General features: G+C 55.3%; 13 protein-coding genes and 1 pseudogene. 12 read left to right on the top strand and 2 right to left on the bottom strand.

Annotated elements, in window-relative coordinates:
- Nucleotides 1-174: 174 nt before the first annotated feature.
- Nucleotides 175-819, top strand: a pseudogene (locus tag IDH41_RS31195) (DUF2278 family protein); the annotation flags it as partial.
- Between the two features lie 512 nt (nt 820-1,331).
- Nucleotides 1,332-2,270: a phosphotransferase family protein gene (locus tag IDH41_RS04465; RefSeq protein ID WP_190858663.1), complete on the top strand. Its 939-nt coding sequence runs from the start codon at nt 1,332-1,334 to the stop codon at nt 2,268-2,270.
- Between the two features lie 87 nt (nt 2,271-2,357).
- Here IDH41_RS04465 and IDH41_RS04460 read toward each other — a convergent pair whose 3' ends face one another.
- Nucleotides 2,358-3,269 (bottom strand): DMT family transporter, encoded by a 912-nt coding sequence (locus tag IDH41_RS04460; protein ID WP_190858661.1) that lies wholly within the window; start codon nt 3,267-3,269, stop codon nt 2,358-2,360.
- Nucleotides 3,270-3,369: 100 nt separating this feature from the next.
- On the opposite strand from IDH41_RS04460, the gene IDH41_RS04455 reads away from it, so the two are divergent.
- The 8 genes from IDH41_RS04455 (at nt 3,370) to IDH41_RS04420 (ending at nt 14,057) form a co-directional block, all read left to right on the top strand.
- Nucleotides 3,370-4,260: a LysR family transcriptional regulator gene (locus IDH41_RS04455; RefSeq protein WP_190858659.1), complete on the top strand. Its 891-nt coding sequence runs from the start codon at nt 3,370-3,372 to the stop codon at nt 4,258-4,260.
- A 201-nt stretch (nt 4,261-4,461) separates the two neighbouring features.
- Entirely contained in the window at nt 4,462-5,877 is a 1,416-nt protein-coding gene (locus IDH41_RS04450; protein WP_190858657.1) for an alpha-L-fucosidase, read from the top strand.
- Nucleotides 5,878-6,028: 151 nt separating this feature from the next.
- On the top strand, nt 6,029-8,266 hold the full coding sequence (locus IDH41_RS04445; RefSeq protein WP_223829448.1) for a helix-turn-helix domain-containing protein: 2,238 nt from the start codon (nt 6,029-6,031) through the stop codon (nt 8,264-8,266).
- Nucleotides 8,267-8,651: 385 nt separating this feature from the next.
- Nucleotides 8,652-9,533 carry an ABC transporter permease gene (locus IDH41_RS04440; protein ID WP_223829447.1) on the top strand — a complete coding sequence of 294 codons (882 nt, stop codon included), beginning with the start codon at nt 8,652-8,654 and terminating at the stop codon, nt 9,531-9,533.
- Nucleotides 9,534-9,546: 13 nt separating this feature from the next.
- Nucleotides 9,547-10,449: a carbohydrate ABC transporter permease gene (locus IDH41_RS04435; protein WP_190858653.1), complete on the top strand. Its 903-nt coding sequence runs from the start codon at nt 9,547-9,549 to the stop codon at nt 10,447-10,449.
- Between the two features lie 107 nt (nt 10,450-10,556).
- Nucleotides 10,557-12,197, top strand: coding sequence for an ABC transporter substrate-binding protein (locus IDH41_RS04430; RefSeq protein ID WP_190858651.1), 1,641 nt, complete (start codon nt 10,557-10,559; stop codon nt 12,195-12,197).
- Nucleotides 12,198-12,351: 154 nt separating this feature from the next.
- Nucleotides 12,352-13,059: a response regulator transcription factor gene (locus IDH41_RS04425; RefSeq protein ID WP_190858649.1), complete on the top strand. Its 708-nt coding sequence runs from the start codon at nt 12,352-12,354 to the stop codon at nt 13,057-13,059.
- Complete coding sequence (locus IDH41_RS04420) at nt 13,056-14,057, top strand: sensor histidine kinase (RefSeq protein WP_190858647.1); 1,002 nt, start codon at nt 13,056-13,058, stop codon at nt 14,055-14,057. Before IDH41_RS04425 ends, IDH41_RS04420 begins: the two co-directional genes overlap by 4 nt.
- Before the next feature lie 14 nt (nt 14,058-14,071).
- Here IDH41_RS04420 and IDH41_RS04415 read toward each other — a convergent pair whose 3' ends face one another.
- Complete coding sequence (locus IDH41_RS04415) at nt 14,072-14,926, bottom strand: deoxyribonuclease IV (protein ID WP_190858645.1); 855 nt, start codon at nt 14,924-14,926, stop codon at nt 14,072-14,074.
- Nucleotides 14,927-15,104: 178 nt separating this feature from the next.
- Here IDH41_RS04415 and IDH41_RS04410 point away from each other — a divergent pair, with 178 nt between their 5' ends.
- Together IDH41_RS04410 and IDH41_RS04405 are read left to right on the top strand one after the other, a co-directional pair.
- Nucleotides 15,105-15,875, top strand: coding sequence for an ABC transporter ATP-binding protein (locus IDH41_RS04410; RefSeq protein WP_190858643.1), 771 nt, complete (start codon nt 15,105-15,107; stop codon nt 15,873-15,875).
- Nucleotides 15,850-17,772 (top strand): FtsX-like permease family protein, encoded by a 1,923-nt coding sequence (locus tag IDH41_RS04405; protein ID WP_190858641.1) that lies wholly within the window; start codon nt 15,850-15,852, stop codon nt 17,770-17,772. The genes IDH41_RS04410 and IDH41_RS04405 overlap by 26 nt, the downstream gene beginning before the upstream one ends.
- The last annotated feature ends 43 nt before the right edge of the window (nt 17,773-17,815 follow it).

Here is a 17,815-nt window from a genome sequence, read left to right as displayed (position 1 = left end):
GGGATCATGATTCGGGCAGGCGGTTTTTTTACAAAAAAGCTACAACGAAAAGGGGTAGGAATTATCTCCTTTGCGTGGAAAGTATAAGTTGAGAGGCTCAGAGCGTAACATCGGTTTTTGCGAACGAATGTCACTAACGGAGCTTGTCGAGTCCGGATCAAAGGAGAGCTGCTTATGCCTATCCACCCCTATGGAGTACTGAAATGCAAAGCGATCGACCGTCGTTTAGGCACAAACCAGAACGCCCATTATCAGGTGCACGTCAGCACGAATGAGGAAAACTTCCGCATCGCGGTCAACGTCAAGTCGCAGCTTAACCCGTCCGAGCTGTTGTATTGTACGATTGAGCATTTTCAGCATGTCATGACTGCCGATTTGCCCGCTTTGCCGTTTGGTTTTACGCCGCTGGCGAGCAAGCCTGACGGTCAGGCGCTCGATTACATTCGCAGCAATCTGTTCGACCGGCGTGACATGGTGCCGCTTGCCTTCGACATACCGGGAAGAGACAACGATCTGAACGAGAAGCTTGACTTCTACATCAGGCGCGCGATGGAAACCGATGATTCCGTTCTGTACGCATTCGGGGAAAGATGGGGGCCGGAACAAGGCAAGGAAGACAAAATTTTCGGATTCGAGCCCGGCAACGGCATTCACAATATTCATATGAATCAAGGCAACAGCGGCAGGTTTGGGAGAGACGACGGCGTCTACCAAGACGGAGGGCTGCTCTTGCATTTCCCGTCGGAAGACAGGTGGATCGCCGTATTCCTCGCATTCCAGTCCCAGTCGTGGCATACGGACGACCAATCGGGACACGCTATCGGCACTTCCGAGGAGGAAGCGGTACCTGATACCGGTGTCGCGCCGGTTCCGGCGAAAGAAGGCATTCGCATCGCAGGTGCCGTCGTGCTGCCTGAAGACGGAGCCGAAACGGTCACGCTGCTGAATGCTACCAACCGCGCCGTCGACTTGACGGAGTGGGCCATCGCCAACAAGGCGAAACGAAGGTACAAGCTGCAGGGCGTTATCCGGCCCGGACAGTTTATGTCGATCCCGGTAACCGAGCCCGGATTCCTTCGGGACAGGGGCGATATTATCACCTTGCTCGATCGCAACGGATTAAAAGCGGCCGGAGTCTCCTATACGAGGCATCAGGTTAAACGAGGCTGGACGATCCTTTTTTGAGTAGGAAAGGGTGGAGTGGCGCGCTGCGGCAGCTGCTTCACTTTTTTATTGAATTAACGGCAGTATAGTTTAGTTATAAACGTACTTTCCAAAAAAGGGTGTGGTAGACTATTCGAAACACGACACTTGAGGGGATGAAATAAACGATGGAAGACTCTGTACTTACACAAGCAGAACGAATTGCAGGCGATTTTTTTCTGGAACAAGTAAAAACTTCATATCAGATCATAGGTAAAGGCATCACAAATCAGATTTGCGCAGTCGAGACGGAGAGTCGCAAAGTTGTAGTCCGCATGAACGATAAAGATGAATTTCCAAGCTTTATCAAAGAAAAATGGTGTATCGAGCAAGCAGCCGCAGTCGGCGTTCCCGGACCTGAGGTGTTGTCCATTGGTATCGTTGATGAAACCGCATATATGATTCAAGCCTTTATTGAGGGAGACAACGGGTTAGACAGTGCTATTCCCAAGTCCGATGTTTGGAGGAAACTGGGCGAATATGCCAAGCTTATTCATTCCATTCAAGTGAAGGGATATGGAGGGCATCTGATTGATCCCGTCGATGGTGAGTTTCAGTCACCTGCTCATGCCGGATCAGACGGCAGTTGGCAAGGGTATGTGCAGTATAATATCAATCGTTTGACGGAGCATGATCGCTTGATTGAGCTTGGGGTAATCACTCAGACGGAATCGTTGAGAGTAAGAAGCCTGTTTGAAAATTTGAAGAGCGAACCGTTCCGCTTCGGTTTAAACCATGGAGATATCTCTTTAAAGAATACGATGGTCAATCAGGCAAACCAAGTTATATTGCTGGACTGGAATGCAGAAGTAAGCGTGGTGCCGCATACAACCGTAGCTCAGTTGATGCACTACCAAATACTCGAACTAGAAGAAAGCGCAAGCGTTGAGGAATTCAAAGCGTTTATGGACGGGTACGGCTTAAGTGAAAAAGACCTTTCGGACATAAGGCGGTTTCTGCTATTAAAGGCTTTCGATAACCTCAGGTGGGCTATTGATCGAAGTCCCGATCTGATCGAACCCTATGCGAAGTTCGCGAAACAAGTTGTTGACATGACTTTGGAATAGCAGAGATACGATCTATCGTTGAAACAAGCGATTATGGAATTTGATAAAATGAAACAGGCGACCCTCTCCCGGGTCGCCTCTTAGGTTTTAATCGGTACTTCCCTCTAGCCTATTTTCCCGATCTTTCATTGATCTCATTTGGAGGTTCACCAGTACAATACCTACGATAATTAAAATAAGTCCGACCACCATCTTAGCAGTGATTGTTTCTCCTAAAAAAATAACGCTAACGACGATCGCAATGAGTGGGACCAGAAAATTAAACGATCCCATTTTGCCGGCTTCGCCTGATCGGACAAGCAGAAAGAAAACGAGCCAGGTCAAGGCCGTACAGAAGATCGCAATAACCGACAACGTCGAGATGAACGGCTGGTTCCAAACGATTTCCGTCCAGTTTTCAACGGCAGATCCCGTAATCAACAATACGATTCCACCGAAGATCATTTGAAGAGTAGTTAACCAGATCGCATCGACTTTAGCAGATGATTTCTTCATATAAATCGTACCGAATGACCATGTAACCGTGCTGGCTAAACCAAGCAATACACCAACGGTCGAAATATTTCCGGAGCCATCGTTTATGCTAATAACAGCGACTCCTATGAAACCTAAAATCAAGCCGACTATTTTGAAGCCATTCATGGATTCACCCAACCACAACCAAGCTCCGATTCCGAGCAGAACTGGCTGCATGAACACGATCGTCGAAAATAAACCGGCAGGCATCATACTCAGTCCGAATGTTTGAAACCCGAAAAAGAGAATGATGTTCAATATTGCGGAAATCAGATAGATGTGCCAAGTATGCTTCAAATTAAGATTTCGATAGCGAGGTATAGCGAAAATAAGCAAAAGGAGACCTCCGATCGTAATCCTTAAGCCAGCAAATAGCAACGGTGTTGCGAATTCAAGTGCGTATTTAGAAAGCGGCCAGTTCACCCCCCACATCGCAACTAAAAAGGTTAGCAGGATAAATGTATTTGTTCTCGAGAGCTGCATGTTTCTTCAAGCTCCTTTCTGTGATGGTGTTTCCTATGGTACAATAGCTCGATACATAAATAAAATGAATGTTTCATATGAGGGGGATATCAGATTTGTTATGAATCATTCTCAACTTATTTTGTTTGCAAAGATAGTCGAGACCGGTAGCTTTACCAAGGCCGGTGAGCAACTGAGTATGACGCAACCTGCCGTAAGTCGCGCCATCTCTACACTTGAATCCGAATTAGGAGTCACTCTTATGATTCGGGATCGGAAAAGCGGGGTTATCCTCACCGACATTGGCGAGCGGTTGCTTGCCCTATTCAGAGAGATTTTGCACGGATACAATAAGGTTGAGCAGGAGGTCACGGCTGAAAAGGGGTTTGAAGTTGGCACTGTTCGTGTTGGGGTGTTTCCGATTGTGTCCGCGCACTTCGTGCCGAAAATATTGCGGGTTATTGGGGAAAAGCATCCGGGGCTGACATTCGAACTGTATGACGGGACCATCGATGAGATTAAAAAATGGCTAGATTCCAGAAGGATCGATGTCGGTTGGATCATTCCGCCGAGCAACGAACTTGTAACGATCCCCTTCTTCCGAGATGAATTATGTCTAATCCATCGGGATGATCATCCATTGCAAAATCGCCGAACCATCCAAATTACGGATCTGAATAATGAACCAATGATTGTGTGCAAAGGCGGGTTTGTAACGCCGATTTACGAACTGTTTCAGCAATATGGAGCCACGTTGAACACCAAATATAACGGTCATAACATAAACACGGCGTTGAGCCTGATTCAAGAAGGGCTAGGCATCTCGATCGTATCGAAAACTTCTCTATCGCTATCTGCAATTCCACCTAATGTCCGTATCCGGACAATTGATCCGCAGCCTTATAGAGAAATTCACCTGGCGGTTCCTTCATTAAAAGAAGCTTCGCACGGGGTCAAACTGTTCATTCAAATTGCAAAAGAGCTTTTTTTATCCAGTGATCCAAATGACTAAACGAAAAAGGAGAACTTCAAGAAAATCGTGTACTTGGCCTCGCCTTCTTTTACAATTCGTTAAAGAAAAAGGTGGAGTGGCCGGAAAGATACGAATTGCGCTCCGAACCGAAAATATCCAATATAGAAAGAAAGGCTTGGCAGCAAGCGCGAACGATTGCAGACGAAACGATATTGTATCCCTGAAGGAGGAACTGGATTAATGAGCAACGATGCGATTCAAACCGGCGACAGCGCGCAGGTGACGGAAGCGGAGGAGACGCAGCACGGCGTTCACAATTACAGCAGCGAGGACGAATGGGTAAGGCCGACCGATCCGCTCCTTCTCGAGCGGCTGGAATGGTTCCAGGACCAGAAGCTCGGCATCATGATGCACTGGGGGCCTTATTCCCAGCTCGGCGTCGTGGAGTCGTGGGCGCTCAGCGACGAGGACGGCGATTGGTCCCGCGGCGGGATCGACTGGGTGACGGACGGCGAGGAGCTGAAGCGGCAATATTTCGACCTGAACAAGACGTTCAATCCCGTCAGGCTGCAGCCGGATAAGTGGGCGGAGATCGCCGCGGACGGCGGGTTTAAGTATTTGATCTTCACGACGAAGCACCACGACGGCTTCTGCATGTGGGATACCGGCACGACCGATTACCGGATTACGGGCCCGGAATCGCCATTCCGCGAGCACCGGCACGCCGATATTTGCAAGCATGTCTTCGACGCCTTCCGGGACAAGGGGCTGGCGATCGCGGCCTACTTCTCCAAGGCCGACTGGCACACGCCATCGTACTGGGCGCCGGGCATGGCGCGCGGCGACTATATGTGGCGCGGCCCTTCGTACGACCCGAAGGAGCATCCGGAGCTGTGGGAGCGGTTCGTTCAGTTCACGCATGAGCAAATGACGGAGCTGCTGACGAAGTACGGGCGCATCGACGTGCTGTGGCTGGACGCCGGCTGGGTAAGGGACGGGGGCAGGGTGCCGCAGGATATCCGGCTCGGCGAGCTGGTCGACCGCGCGCGTCTGACCCAGCCTTGGCTGCTGTCGACGGACCGAACGGTGGGGGGACCTTACGAAAACTATGTTACGCCGGAGCAGACGATTCCGGACAAGCCGCTTCGCGTGCCGTGGGAAAGCTGCATTACGCTCGGCACGTCGTTCTCCTTCTGCTACGAGGACCGCTATAAGCCGCTGCGCGAAGTGGTGCGCATTCTGATGGAGGTCGTCGCCAAGGGCGGGAATCTTGCGCTGAACGTAGGACCGCAGCCGGACGGCCGGCTGCCGCAAGGCGCCGTCGCGTCGATCAAGGAGCTTGGCGCATGGCTTCGTACGCACGGCGAGGCCGTATACGGGACGAGAATTTGCGCCCCTTACTTTACGGGCGATTACGCGTTTACGAAAAAAGCGGACCATGTCTATGCTACGCGGCTCTACGAGAACGACGATACGCCCGTCGCGGGCATGCTGCTTATTCCATACAAAGAGCCGGTCGCAAGCGTCGAGCTGCTCGGAACGGACGGCAAGCTGGCGTTCGAGCGGACTTCGGAAGGACTGCAGGTACGGCTTCCGGAGAGCGGCCTTGCTGGCCTCACGCCTGCGGCGCACGTGTTCCGCCTCCGAATTGAATAGAGAGCGCATGATGAAACTGACGTCTGACTCGAGGCGTCAGTTTTTTGGATAACGAGGACAATGAGCAGGCTCGGAGCCGCTTGTCCGGCTTTGACGAATGGGGTATAACAGAGAGATAAGCACAGGGAAAGGGGATGCCAGGTTGAACAAAATGTGGTTTCGCCGTTTGTTGTTATCGTATCTGCCTGTTTTTTTTATCGTGACCATGATTTTGTTCGTCGTGTTTTTTCAAACGCTGAACGAGCAAAACCGCAGGGAAGCGATCAAAGCGAACGAGTTTCTCGCGCAGCAGGTCATCCATTTCACGGATACGTCGCTGCGGGACATCGATTACCGGGTCGTGCGCGAAATTTTAACGAACGCCGACGTGAAACGTTTTTTCAGCCGAAGCAGCATGGACGTCCATGCCAACATCCAGGCGCTTAAGGTCATCGACGAGCTGAAGTTCAACTATCCGATCATCGATTCCGTCTATTTCGTCCGCTTCAGCGACGGCTTCGTATTCGGCGATTCGTCGAATACGGCGGGCGAGTTCCAGGACGCCGCGTTCATCGACGGCTACAAGCCGGGCGAGCCCGGCGTGAAATGGACGGGACAACGGGAGTTCAAGGCGTTCCTGCTGAGCGAGTCCGAAAGCGTCATTACGCTGGTGAAGGAAGCCCCCTACAACATGAGCGCGAAGCAGGGCTATTTCGTCGTCAACGTCAGCCTGAGCAAGCTCCGCGAAATGATCGGGCGGATGTACAATCCGGAGATCGCGTTCGTGAATATGCTCGACGGCTCGGGCCGCAACGTGCTCGCAGGCGAGGAGGCCCGGCAGCCGGAGCCCGTCGGTCTCGCAGGTATATCCCGCTCCGAAGCCGTGCTGTCCTCCTACACGTCCCCTTACACGGGATGGGAAGTGAGCAGCGGCCTGGTCGACAAGAACGGGCTGAGGCTCGCCCTTACGTTCTATAACGTCTGGTTCGTCTTCGCGATCGCGGCCGTCCTCTTCGGCGTCTTATGGGTCATCTACGTGACGAAGCGCAACTACAAGCCGATCCAGCAGCTCGTTTCGCTCATCGAAACCTATTCGCTGCGCAGCAAGGGAGAGAAGGGGGCGAAGGAGGGCGAGTTCGGATTTATCCAGAATACGCTCGAGAGCCTCATGAACGAGACGAAGCAATATCAGCAGCAATACCGGGAGAAGCTTATTTTGCAAAAAAAATACCATTTCCATCAGGTGCTCGAAGGCAGCGTGGAAATAAGCGACGAGAATTGGATCTCCGAGCTGCGCAATTACGAACTGGACGTGGAAGGCAAGCTCGCGACCGCCCACGTGATGGAGATCGATTCTTATCCGGCCTTCGTCGAGACGTACAATAAGCGGGATCAGTCGCTTCTCAAATTTACGCTGTACAGCATCATTCACGAAACGGCCAAAACGAGCGGAGCGGCCGTATGGGCGGAATGGACGACCGACTGCCGCGTCTCGATCATTCTATGGATGCCGCCGTCGCCGGACGCGGCGAGGCGATGCGAAGCGATCGTCGAAGCGTGCCGCGCCTGGATCGAGCAGAACGTGCGGTACAATATTACGGTCGGGCAGGGCGAGCCGGGCGAGACGCTCGAGGAGCTGCGCCGTTCGTACGAGATGGCGAATTATTGCCTGCAGTTCAAGGCGGTGCTCGGCGCCAACCGGATTATCAAGGCGAAGGAGACGGTCCGGCCGCAGCAGGAAATCCACGAGTATTTCAAGACGATCGCCCAGCTGTCACAGTCGCTCCGCCTCGCCGAGCCGGATTGGCAAAAGCCGCTTGACGCGTTCATCGGGCAAATCCGCGAATCGCGGCTGCCGCGCAAGGAGATCGAGAGCCTGCTGCATTTTTTCATCCATCACCTGGAAGGCGAGATCATGGAGCTCGCAAGAGAGTACCGCAACATATGGCGGAACGTCCAGAACGAGCTGCGGCGGCTGGCGAAGCGGTGGGATACGCTTGGCGAGCTGCGGGAGGAATTGATCCGCATCTTCGATGCGATGGCGGGGCATATGAACGAGCAGCGCGAGGCGAACGGCAGCAAAGCGCTCATGCTGGAAATCCGTTCGTACATCGAAGCGAACTACGGCAACTCCGAGCTGTCGCTCGACTACTTAAGCGGCAAATTCCAGCTGAACGCCAAATATTTGAGCAAAGTGTTCAAGGAGGAGTTCGGCGAAAATTTCGTCGACTTTCTGATCGGCCTGCGCATCGACTCGGCGAAGAAGCTGCTCTCCGAGACGCAGAAGCCGATGCAGGCGATCAGCAGCGAGGTCGGCTATTACAATTACAACTCGTTCAACCGGGCGTTCAAGAACGTTGTCGGCTTGTCGCCGCGGGATTTCCGCAAGCGGCTAGCGGAGGCGAATTGACGCTATGCCTTGGGAACCGCGATCGCCGCGGCTACTCAAGGCTTTTTTTGTTTTCATAAGCGCGAGAAAAGGGAAGCGGGCGCGAAAAACGCAAAGTCGGGCGATATTGCGCGGCTTAGGCGGCTTTTTCGAAAATCGGGAGAAACGCGAATCTTACGAATTGATGAAGGTTTTGTAAAGAAGCTAGAATCGGGATGCGGCCAAGATGCCGGACGGATCGCGAAACGGGCATATGCCGCCTAAGAACGGGATCGGCCGTTTATGCTTGTCCGGACAAGATGGGAAGGGGAACTGCAAATTGGAGCATGCACGGGTAGAACCGCTCAGGCGGGAGTTTCAAGGCAACAAGCGTTACGTCGGCAAGCAGACCGTCCTGCAGAAGATCATGAGGCATTGGGAGCTTTACTTCATGGTTCTCCTGCCGGTCGCCTACCTTATTATTTTTAAATACGTGCCGATGTTCGGCGTGCAGATCGCCTTCAAGGACTTTAACGTCGTGCAGGGCATATGGGGCAGCGATTGGGTCGGGATGAAGCATTTCACCGCGTTTTTCGAATCCCCGAATTTTTGGCTGACCATTCGAAATACGATCGGCGTCAGCTTCTACTCGCTGCTGGCCGGCTTTCCGATTCCGATCCTGCTGGCGCTTGCGCTGAACGAGGTCCGGACGGGCAAGTTCAAAAAATCGGTGCAGATGGTCACGTACGCGCCGCATTTCATCTCGACGGTCGTCATGGTATCGATCGTCATGCTTATGCTTACGCCCCATGTCGGGGTCGTCGACCGGCTGTTCGCGATGTTCGGGGCCGAAATGACGAATTTCATGGGCGTGCCGGAATATTTCAAATCGATCTACGTCTGGTCCGGCGTCTGGCAGGAAATGGGCTACGCCTCCATCGTCTATATCGCCGCGCTCGCCGGCGTCGATCCGGCGCTGTACGAGGCGGCGAGGGTCGACGGGGCCAGCCGGTGGAAAAAGATTTTGCACATCGATCTGCCGTCGCTCATTCCGGTCACGGTCATCATGCTGATCCTAAGTCTCGGCAACATTATGGGCGTCGGCTTCGAGAAAATTTATTTGATGCAAAATCCGCTCAACTTAAGCTCCTCCGAAGTCATTTCGACTTACGTCTACAAGGTCGGCCTGGTCGGCGCCAACTTCAGCTTCTCGTCCGCCGTCGGCTTGTTCAATTCCGTCGTCAATCTGATCCTGCTCGTCATCGTCAATTTCATCGCGAGACGGGTATCCGAGAACAGTCTTTGGTAAAGGGGGGAGCCGCATGCAGGCCGTCAAAAGAAGAATAAAAGAACCGCTGGGCGACCGGCTGTTCCTGCTCGGCATTTACGTTTTCTTAACGCTGGTCACGCTGGCGGTGCTATACCCGCTTCTCTATATAATCAGCTCATCCTTCAGCTCGCCGAGGGCGGTCGTTACCGGCCAGGTATGGCTGTACCCGGTGGAATTCAGCCTCCGGGCGTACAAATCGATCTTCCAAAGCTCGCAGCTGATGGCCGGCTATTACAACACGGTCGTCTATACGGTGTTCGGCACGCTGATCAATTTGCTGTTTACGGTGCTGCTCGCCTATCCGCTTTCGGTCAAACGATTTTACGGCCGCAGTGCGTTCATGATTTTGCTTATGATTACGATGTTTTTCAGCGGCGGGCTCATCCCGACCTACCTGCTCGTCAAGGATTTGGACATGCTCGATACGCGGTGGGCGATGTGGCTGCCGGGCGCCTTGTCGGTCTTCCAGGTCGTCATCGCCCGGACGTTCTTCCAGACGTCGATTCCGCAGGAGCTGTACGAGGCCGCCCAGATCGACGGCTGCCGCGACACGCGGTTTCTGCTCAGCGTCGCGCTGCCGCTGTCAAAGCCGATCCTCGCCGTCATGACGCTTATGTACGCGGTCGGCCACTGGAACGCCTACTTCGACGCGCTCATTTACTTGCGGTCGGAGAATCTGTTCCCGCTGCAATACGTGCTGCGCAACCTGCTTATTCTTAACGCGTCCGATCCGGAGATGCTGGCGAACACGGCGGGCAAAATGCGCGAGCAAGGGTTCGAGCAAGCGCTCAAATACGCGCTCATCGTCGTTGCTTCCGTGCCGGTGCTCGTCATGTATCCGCTCGTCCAGCGGCATTTTGTAAAGGGCGTCATGATCGGTTCCTTGAAGGGGTAAACTTCGGATGCGCTACCGAGAGGGGGGATGCCGTCGATAGCGCGGCGCTTGTCAACGGCCGCTGGAAGGTTCATCATTAACATTATCTTCATTCAGGAGGGGTAACCTTGCGAAAAACGTTTGTTTCCATGCTTGCGCTCGTGTTAAGCGTTACATTGGTGCTTTCGGCATGCGGTAAAGGCAGTGAAGGCAATGCTGCGGACAATGCGGGAGATACAAATACAGACTCCGGGCCGGTATCCATCACGTTCTTCGCTCCACAGGGCAAGGCGCCGCTCGAGGATAACAGCTATACGAAGCATATCGAGGAGAAATTCAACGTCAAGATCAAGTGGGACCTGGCGCCGACGGACGCCCTGGTCGACCGCCGCCAATTGCTGCTCGCCAGCGGCGATTACCCCGAGGTGTTCCTGGAGGGCAAATTCACGAATACCGATTTGCTGACGTACGGCAAGCAGGGCGTCTTCCTTCCGCTGAACGATCTGATCGAGCAGCACGCGCCGAACATTAAGGCGATGATGGAGAAGAAGCCTTATTTCAAAGACGCCATGACGTCGACGGACGGCAACATTTACGCGCTTCCGCGCTTGAACGAGTGCTACCACTGCACCTTCTCGCAAAAGTACTGGATCAATACGGAATGGCTCGACAAGGTCGGCCTCGGCATCCCGACGACGACCGACGAGCTCTATACGGTGCTCAAGGCGTTCAAGGAGAAGGATCCGAACGGCAACGGCAAGGCCGACGAAATTCCGCTGACGGGCGCGCCGAACAAGTACGTATGGAACGGCAACATCGACGCGTTCCTGATGAACGCCTTCATCTATAACGACAACAGCAAATATTTGATCCTGAAGGACGGCAAGGTGGAATTCGCCGCCAATCAGGAGGGCTGGAAGCAGGGCTTGCTCTACATGAACAAGCTGTACGAGGAAGGGCTCATCGATCCGGCATCGTTCACCCAGAACGACCAAGCCGTCGGGCAGCTTGGCAACCGCGAGGGCGACGAGCTGGTCGGCTCGATCACGACGGCGCTCGTCAGCTATTTGGTCAACCCTTACGACGAGAAGCTGACCCGGCATAAGCACTGGGCCATCGTGCCGCCGCTCAAAGGGCCGGAGGGCGTGCAGCTGGCCGGCGCGTCGCAGGGCATCGGCGAATTCCAGTTCGCGCTGACGAACAAGGCGTCCGAGGCGCAGCAGATCGCAGCGATCAAAATGATGGATTACGCCTTCGGCGAGGAAGGCGCGCTGCTCAGCGAATACGGTACGGAGGAAGGCTTCGGCTGGAAGAAGGCCGAGGAAGGCGAGAAGAACATCGACGGCGAGCAGGCGAAGTACAGCTTCACCGGGCTGCCGGAGGTCGATCCCGACCTGATCCGCAACGACAGCTGGTCGCTTATGGGGCCGAAGGACCTTTCCAAGGAGTTCCGCGACTTGTTCGCGGTAGGCCAGGACCCGCTCAAGGCCGACGGCTACGAAACCCGTCTCGCGCAGGCGACGAACACCTATGCGCCGTATTCGCCGAAGGAAATTTACCCGACCGGCGTATTCATCCGGCCGGAGGACACGGACGCCGCGTCGCAGCTGACGACCTCGATCCAGGATTACGTCATGTCGAGCATGGCCCAGTTCATCATCGGCAGCAAGGACATCGAGAAGGAATGGGACGCCTACGTGAAGGGCTTCGAAGGACTCAATTTGGCCAAATACATCGAGATTTACGGCAACGCGATCCAGAAGCAGTAGCATGAACGGAGCGGGACAGGGAGCAGGCCCTTCGGGGAGGCTTCCTGTTTTTGCGTTGTCCGGCTATTGCCGGAGCGGGAAAAGGTGACTTGGGGCCTTTCGATTCTTTATAATGAAAGGATATCACTCTCATTGAAGCGGCAGGTGTCTGGCGTTGTATACAATCATGATCGTGGAAGACGATGACAAAATCGCGCAGCTGTTGAAGGCGCATATCGAAAAATACGGAAACGAGGCCGTCGTCACGACGGACTTCGGCCGCATCCTCGAGCAGTTCGAGCGGATCAAGCCGCATGTCGTGCTGATGGATATTAATCTGCCGAGCTTCGACGGCTTCTATTGGTGCAGGCAGATCCGGACGGTGTCGACCTGTCCGATCATCTTCATCTCCGCCCGGGGCGGGGAGATGGACCAGGTTCGCGCCATCGAGAACGGCGCGGACGATTATTTGACGAAGCCGTTTCATTACGAGGTCGTCATGGCCAAAATCCGCAGCCAGCTCAGAAGAGTATACGGCGATTACGCGGCGTCGGCCGGCGAGCGCACGGTCGAACGGTCGGGGCTGGCGCTGTACCCGGAGCGGATGGAGCTGCGCCTGCACGGCCGCGCCGTCGCCTTGACGAAGAAGGAGACGGTGCTCGTGGAGACGCTGCTGGAGCGATGCCGGCGGCTGGTTAGCAGGGAGACGATACTGGAGAAGCTGTGGGACGACTATACGTACGTGGACGATAACGCGCTTAGCGTCAATATTACGCGCGTCCGCAAGAAGCTTGCGGAGCTCGGCATCGAGGACGCGCTCGAGACCGTCCGCGGCACGGGCTACCGGCTGAACGACACATGGCTGCGCGAGGCCGAGCGATGAGGCTGTTCTGGCGCGACCAGTTGGCGCTTATCTGCTTTACGGCTTTGCAGCTTGCCGCGGTCGCCGTCGTCTTCTGGCTGGACGGCTACCGGGATTTCAATGTCGCGTCCTACGCGCTTCTTCTCGGCGCGGCGGTGTTCCTCGGATACTTGGCCTATCGCTATTACACCCATCGCAGATTTTACGCGCTACTGGAGCGGGGGCAGCCGCGGCTGGAGGAATCCATCCGGAGCCTGGAATTCGCGCCGCTGCCCGGCGCGCTCGGCGAGCTGCTGCAAGCGCAGTACCGCCATTACCAGAACCGGATGATCGAGGGCGAGCGGGTCCGCCGGAACCATATTACGTTCATGAACCAATGGGTTCATCAAATGAAGACGCCGCTGTCGGTGCTGGAGCTGCTGCTGCAAGACGGCGGCGAACCTCGCGACGAGAGCATGCGGGAGGAAACCGAGCGCATCCGCAAAGGGCTGGAGATGGTGCTGTACATGGCGAGGCTGGAGACGTTCGAGCAGGACTTTTCCGTCGAGACGGTATCGCTTCGCGAAGCGGTCAACGAGGTCATTATGGACAACAAAAGGCTGTTCATCCGCAGCTTCGTCTACCCGGACATGCAGATCGAGGAAGACTTGAAGGTGGAGACGGACGGTAAGTGGCTCCGCTTCATTATCCAGCAGCTGATCTCGAACGCGGTGAAATATTCGGCGGGCACCCGGACCAAGGTCGCCGTCCGCGCTTACGCGAACGACCGAGCGGTCATGCTGGAGGTGGCCGATTCGGGCGCGGGCATCCCGGCGTCCGATCGGTCCCGCATCTTCCAGCCATTCTTCACCGGCGAGAATGGGAGGCGATTCAAGGAATCGACGGGCATGGGGCTCTACATCGTCAAGTCGGTCCTGGACAAAATGAACCACGAGATCGAGGTCGAGTCGGAGCCGGGCCGCGGCACGACCGTCCGCGTTATTTTTCCGTACGCGGCGAGGCAGGTCGAACCCGAATGAACGGCCGCCGGCCATCAGGTCGGCGGCCGTTCATCGTTCGAAGCGGCGAGCGCGCCTACGTATCGAATCTCCTCCCGGTGCGAATAGCCCGGAGCGCTAGGCGTCTCCAGTATGACGGGAAGCTCCCTGATGACGGGGGAGCGCAAAAAATTCCTCATATTATCCTCTCCGATATAGCCCTTTCCGATATTGGCATGCCGATCCCGATAGGAGCGGCCGGGATGTGCGGAATCGTTCAGATGGACGGCCCGCAGGCTCTCGAAATATCCTAGTCCGATCCCTTTCTCCATGACGGCCGCCCAATCGTGTCCCGACCATAAGCCGCTCGCGAACGCATGGCATGTATCGAGGCAATAGCCGATCCGGTCGGGGAAATCCGTCAGTCCGCGGATTTGAACGAGCTCCTCGAGCGCGATGCCCATTTTCGCCCCTTGTCCCGCATTGTTCTCAATAAGCAGCAGAGCGTCGCCCTTCCAGTCCATAAGCACTTTGTTCAGCATGTCGATCATTAATTTATAACCTTGCAGAGGATCGCGGCCGCCGTATTTCCCGAAATGCACGACGAGGCCGATCGATCCGCACGCATCGGCGATAGCCAAATCATTGATAACGGATTGGATCGTCGCTTGCCTAAGCCCGGGCTCTTCAGACGACAAATTCGTCGGGTAGGGGGCGTGAGCGACGGAGAGGAGGCCGTGCTCGCGGCAAAACCGCTTGCAGTTGTCCGCATCCCGCTCGTCATAGGCTTTCACGGACAAGCTGCGCGGATTTTTGGGGAAATATTGAAAGGCTCCTCCTCCGAGGCTTAATGCCTCCCGGGCCGCGGCGCAATAGCCGCCCCGGATGCTGACATGACTTCCAAGCTTCATTTTGTGCGCTCCTGCCATTTTTATCCTTGCGCTGCTTTGCCTATAGGCTTCCAAGCGCGAAAGGCAAATATTCTCGAAGCTTACAAAGTTGTTAGGGAAATGAAAGCCGGACCGTTAGGAGATCGATGCTCGCATGGTCTACACTAGACGTAACGACAAACCGCGAGGAGAGAGGGCTATGGAGCTGCTGAAAGCGCGCAATTTGAACAAGGTTTATCCGGGCAAGGTTGCCTACAAGGCATTGACGAATATCGATTTAACGATCAACAAGGGGGAATTCGTCGGTATCATGGGGCCTTCCGGGAGCGGCAAAACGACGCTGCTCAACATGGTGTCGACGATCGACCGTCCGACGTCGGGCGAGCTGCGCATCGGCGGGGAGGATCCGTACGAGCTGTCGCGGGAGAAGCTTGCCCACTTCCGCCGGCGGGAGCTGGGCTTCGTCTTCCAGTCGTTCAACCTGCTGGACACGCTGACGGTGCGCGAAAATATCGTGCTCCCGCTTACGCTCGACGGGACGGATTTGAACGAGATGAAGCGCAGAACCGCCTATATGGCCGAGAAGCTCGGCATTGCGGAAATATTGGACAAGCGCACGTACGAAATATCCGGCGGGCAGGCGCAGCGGACGGCGATCGCCCGGGCGCTGATCCATCAGCCGAAGCTCGTGCTCGCCGACGAGCCGACGGGCAATCTCGACTCGAAGGCCGCCCGCGACGTCATGGAGCTGATGGGCAAGCTGAACAAAGAGGAGAACACGACGATGATGCTCGTCACGCACGACGCGATGGCCGCCAGCTACTGCGACCGCGTCCTGTTCATTAAGGACGGGCAATTTTATACCGAGATCCATTGCGGGGACAATCGCCCGGCCTTCTACCAGAAGATCATCAACGTGCTCGCTTTGCTTGGAGGGAACGAGAATGAATTTTCGACAGTTCGCGTTTAATAACGTCCTTCGCAAGAAACGGACGTACGCCGCCCACTTCATGAGCAGCGCGTTCGCGGTCATGATTTTTTTCATCTATGCGGTGCTGCTGTACCACCCGTCCCTGCAGGGGCAGCTGGCCGCCAGCGGCGACACCGCTTCCCTGCTCGGGACGATGGGGCTGAAAATTTCGCAATATTTTATTTTCATCTTTTCGTTCTTCTTTTTGCTCTATTCGGCGGGCGCTTTCCTGAAGGTGCGCAAACGGGAATTCGGCATTCTGATGATGCTGGGGATGTCGGATAAGCAGCGCAACCGGCTGGTCTTCATCGAGAACATGATCATCGGCCTCGTCTCGATCCTCGTCGGGATCGGCGCCGGCATCCTGTTCACGAAGCTGTTCCTGCTCGTCAGCGAGCGGCTCCTCATGCTGGAGGAAGGGCTGCCCTTCTATGTGCCGATTCAAGCGGTATGGACGACGGCGGGCGCGTTCCTGCTTCTGTTTCTCGTCATTTCGCTGCTCACCTCCCGCGTCGGCAAGCGCCACCAGCTGCTGGAGCTGATCAAGTCGGACGAGAAGCCGAGGGAGGAGCCGAAGGCATCGGTCTGGCTGTCGCTTCTGGCGCTGGTCCTGCTGCTGGCCGGCTATGGCATGGTGTTTTATTTCGTGCTGGGGAGAGCATTCTCCCTCATTCTGTTGTCAACGGCCATCGGCTGCGTCGTGCTCGGCACCTATCTCCTGTTCACGCAGCTGAGCGTATACGCCATCCGGGCGCTGAAGAAGAAGGAGCGGCTGTTTTTCCGCAAAATCAACCTGCTGACGCTGTCGGATCTCGCATACCGGATGAGGGACAACGCGAACATGTTCTTCATGGTCGCGACCGTGACGGCCGTCGCCTTCTGCGGCATCGGCTCCTGCCTCGCCATGGGCGACCCGAACCTGTCGGAGAAAGAAAATCCGTATGCTTTCACCTATACGTCGCATTCGTCGAATGAAGACGAGCGGAACCATCTGGGGCAAATCGAAGGCCGCCTGACCGAAGGAGGGTTTTCCTACGAGCGCGGCTCGGCTTACTTTAAATATACGGATGACGGGCTGGCGGTCGCGAAGCTGTCGGATTACAACCGCCTTGCCGAAGCGCTGGGCCATGAGGCGGAGACGTTAAGCGGTCCCGGAGAAGCGATTATCGCGTCCGGCGTCGCGTCGAGGGCGAATAAAGTAACCTCGTTCGACCCGGTCGCCGCGATCGTGCCGGAGACGGCAAACGGCGGAGCGGCAGAGGTTGCGGTCAAGAAAAGAACGTCCTCCTTTATTTTTTCCCAGTACAGCGACACGCTCGTCGTGGCGGACGAATTGTTCGATACGCTCGCCGAGCGCGAAATCGAGGGCTGGGAAGAGCCGACGTATTATTATTACGTCGTGGACGATTGGGAGAAGACGCTGCGCATCGCTCGAGAACTGAACGAATCCATTCCGTCGTCCGAAGACGGGCAATATTTTTTCGATGCGCTCGCGCTGGATTGGCACAAGGACAAGCAGCTGAACGGCATGCTGCTCATCATTAGCGTATTGGTCGGCGTCGTCTTCTTCACGTTCGCGGCAAGCTTCATCTACTTCCGTCTGTACGCGGACCTGGAGCGGGACGAGAAGCAGTATCAAATGATCAGCAAGCTCGGCCTCAGCGGCAAGGAGCTGAACAAGCTCGTGACTCGACAGCTCACGCTGATGTTCTTCCTGCCGCTTGCGATGGCCATGATCCACAGCGGCGTCGCCTTCATCAACATCAAGCTGCTCGTCCAGTTCCCGATGCTCGGCAACGCGATCGGCATTTATGTCAGCTTCTTCCTCATTCAGCTGATCTACTTCTTCATGATCCGTTGGCGGTATTTGCGTCATATGCAGCTTAAGCTGTCATAGGAGGAGGAGTTCGACCACATCCAGAGGCTTGCTGACCGCATTC

Origin of the sequence: Paenibacillus arenilitoris (genome assembly GCF_014705655.1) — a bacterium.
Classification (GTDB): Bacteria; Bacillota; Bacilli; order Paenibacillales; family Paenibacillaceae; genus Pristimantibacillus; species Pristimantibacillus arenilitoris.
The sequence above is the reverse complement of the archived record's forward strand: the minus strand, read 5'-3'. Positions and strand labels throughout refer to the sequence as shown.

Excerpts from the sequence above, each read along its gene's own strand:
- IDH41_RS04435 (WP_190858653.1), top strand. The coding sequence starts at position 9,547 with ATGCAGGCCGTCAAAAGAAGAATAAAAGAACCGCTGGGCGACCGGCTG.
- IDH41_RS04455 (WP_190858659.1), top strand. The coding sequence starts at position 3,370 with ATGAATCATTCTCAACTTATTTTGTTTGCAAAGATAGTCGAGACCGGT.
- IDH41_RS04440 (WP_223829447.1), top strand. The coding sequence starts at position 8,652 with ATGAGGCATTGGGAGCTTTACTTCATGGTTCTCCTGCCGGTCGCCTAC.
- IDH41_RS04450 (WP_190858657.1), top strand. The coding sequence starts at position 4,462 with ATGAGCAACGATGCGATTCAAACCGGCGACAGCGCGCAGGTGACGGAA.
- IDH41_RS04445 (WP_223829448.1), top strand. The coding sequence starts at position 6,029 with ATGTGGTTTCGCCGTTTGTTGTTATCGTATCTGCCTGTTTTTTTTATC.
- IDH41_RS04410 (WP_190858643.1), top strand. The coding sequence starts at position 15,105 with ATGGAGCTGCTGAAAGCGCGCAATTTGAACAAGGTTTATCCGGGCAAG.
- IDH41_RS04415 (WP_190858645.1), bottom strand. The coding sequence starts at position 14,926 with ATGAAGCTTGGAAGTCATGTCAGCATCCGGGGCGGCTATTGCGCCGCG.
- IDH41_RS04420 (WP_190858647.1), top strand. The coding sequence starts at position 13,056 with ATGAGGCTGTTCTGGCGCGACCAGTTGGCGCTTATCTGCTTTACGGCT.
- IDH41_RS04465 (WP_190858663.1), top strand. The coding sequence starts at position 1,332 with ATGGAAGACTCTGTACTTACACAAGCAGAACGAATTGCAGGCGATTTT.
- IDH41_RS04405 (WP_190858641.1), top strand. The coding sequence starts at position 15,850 with ATGAATTTTCGACAGTTCGCGTTTAATAACGTCCTTCGCAAGAAACGG.
- IDH41_RS04460 (WP_190858661.1), bottom strand. The coding sequence starts at position 3,269 with ATGCAGCTCTCGAGAACAAATACATTTATCCTGCTAACCTTTTTAGTT.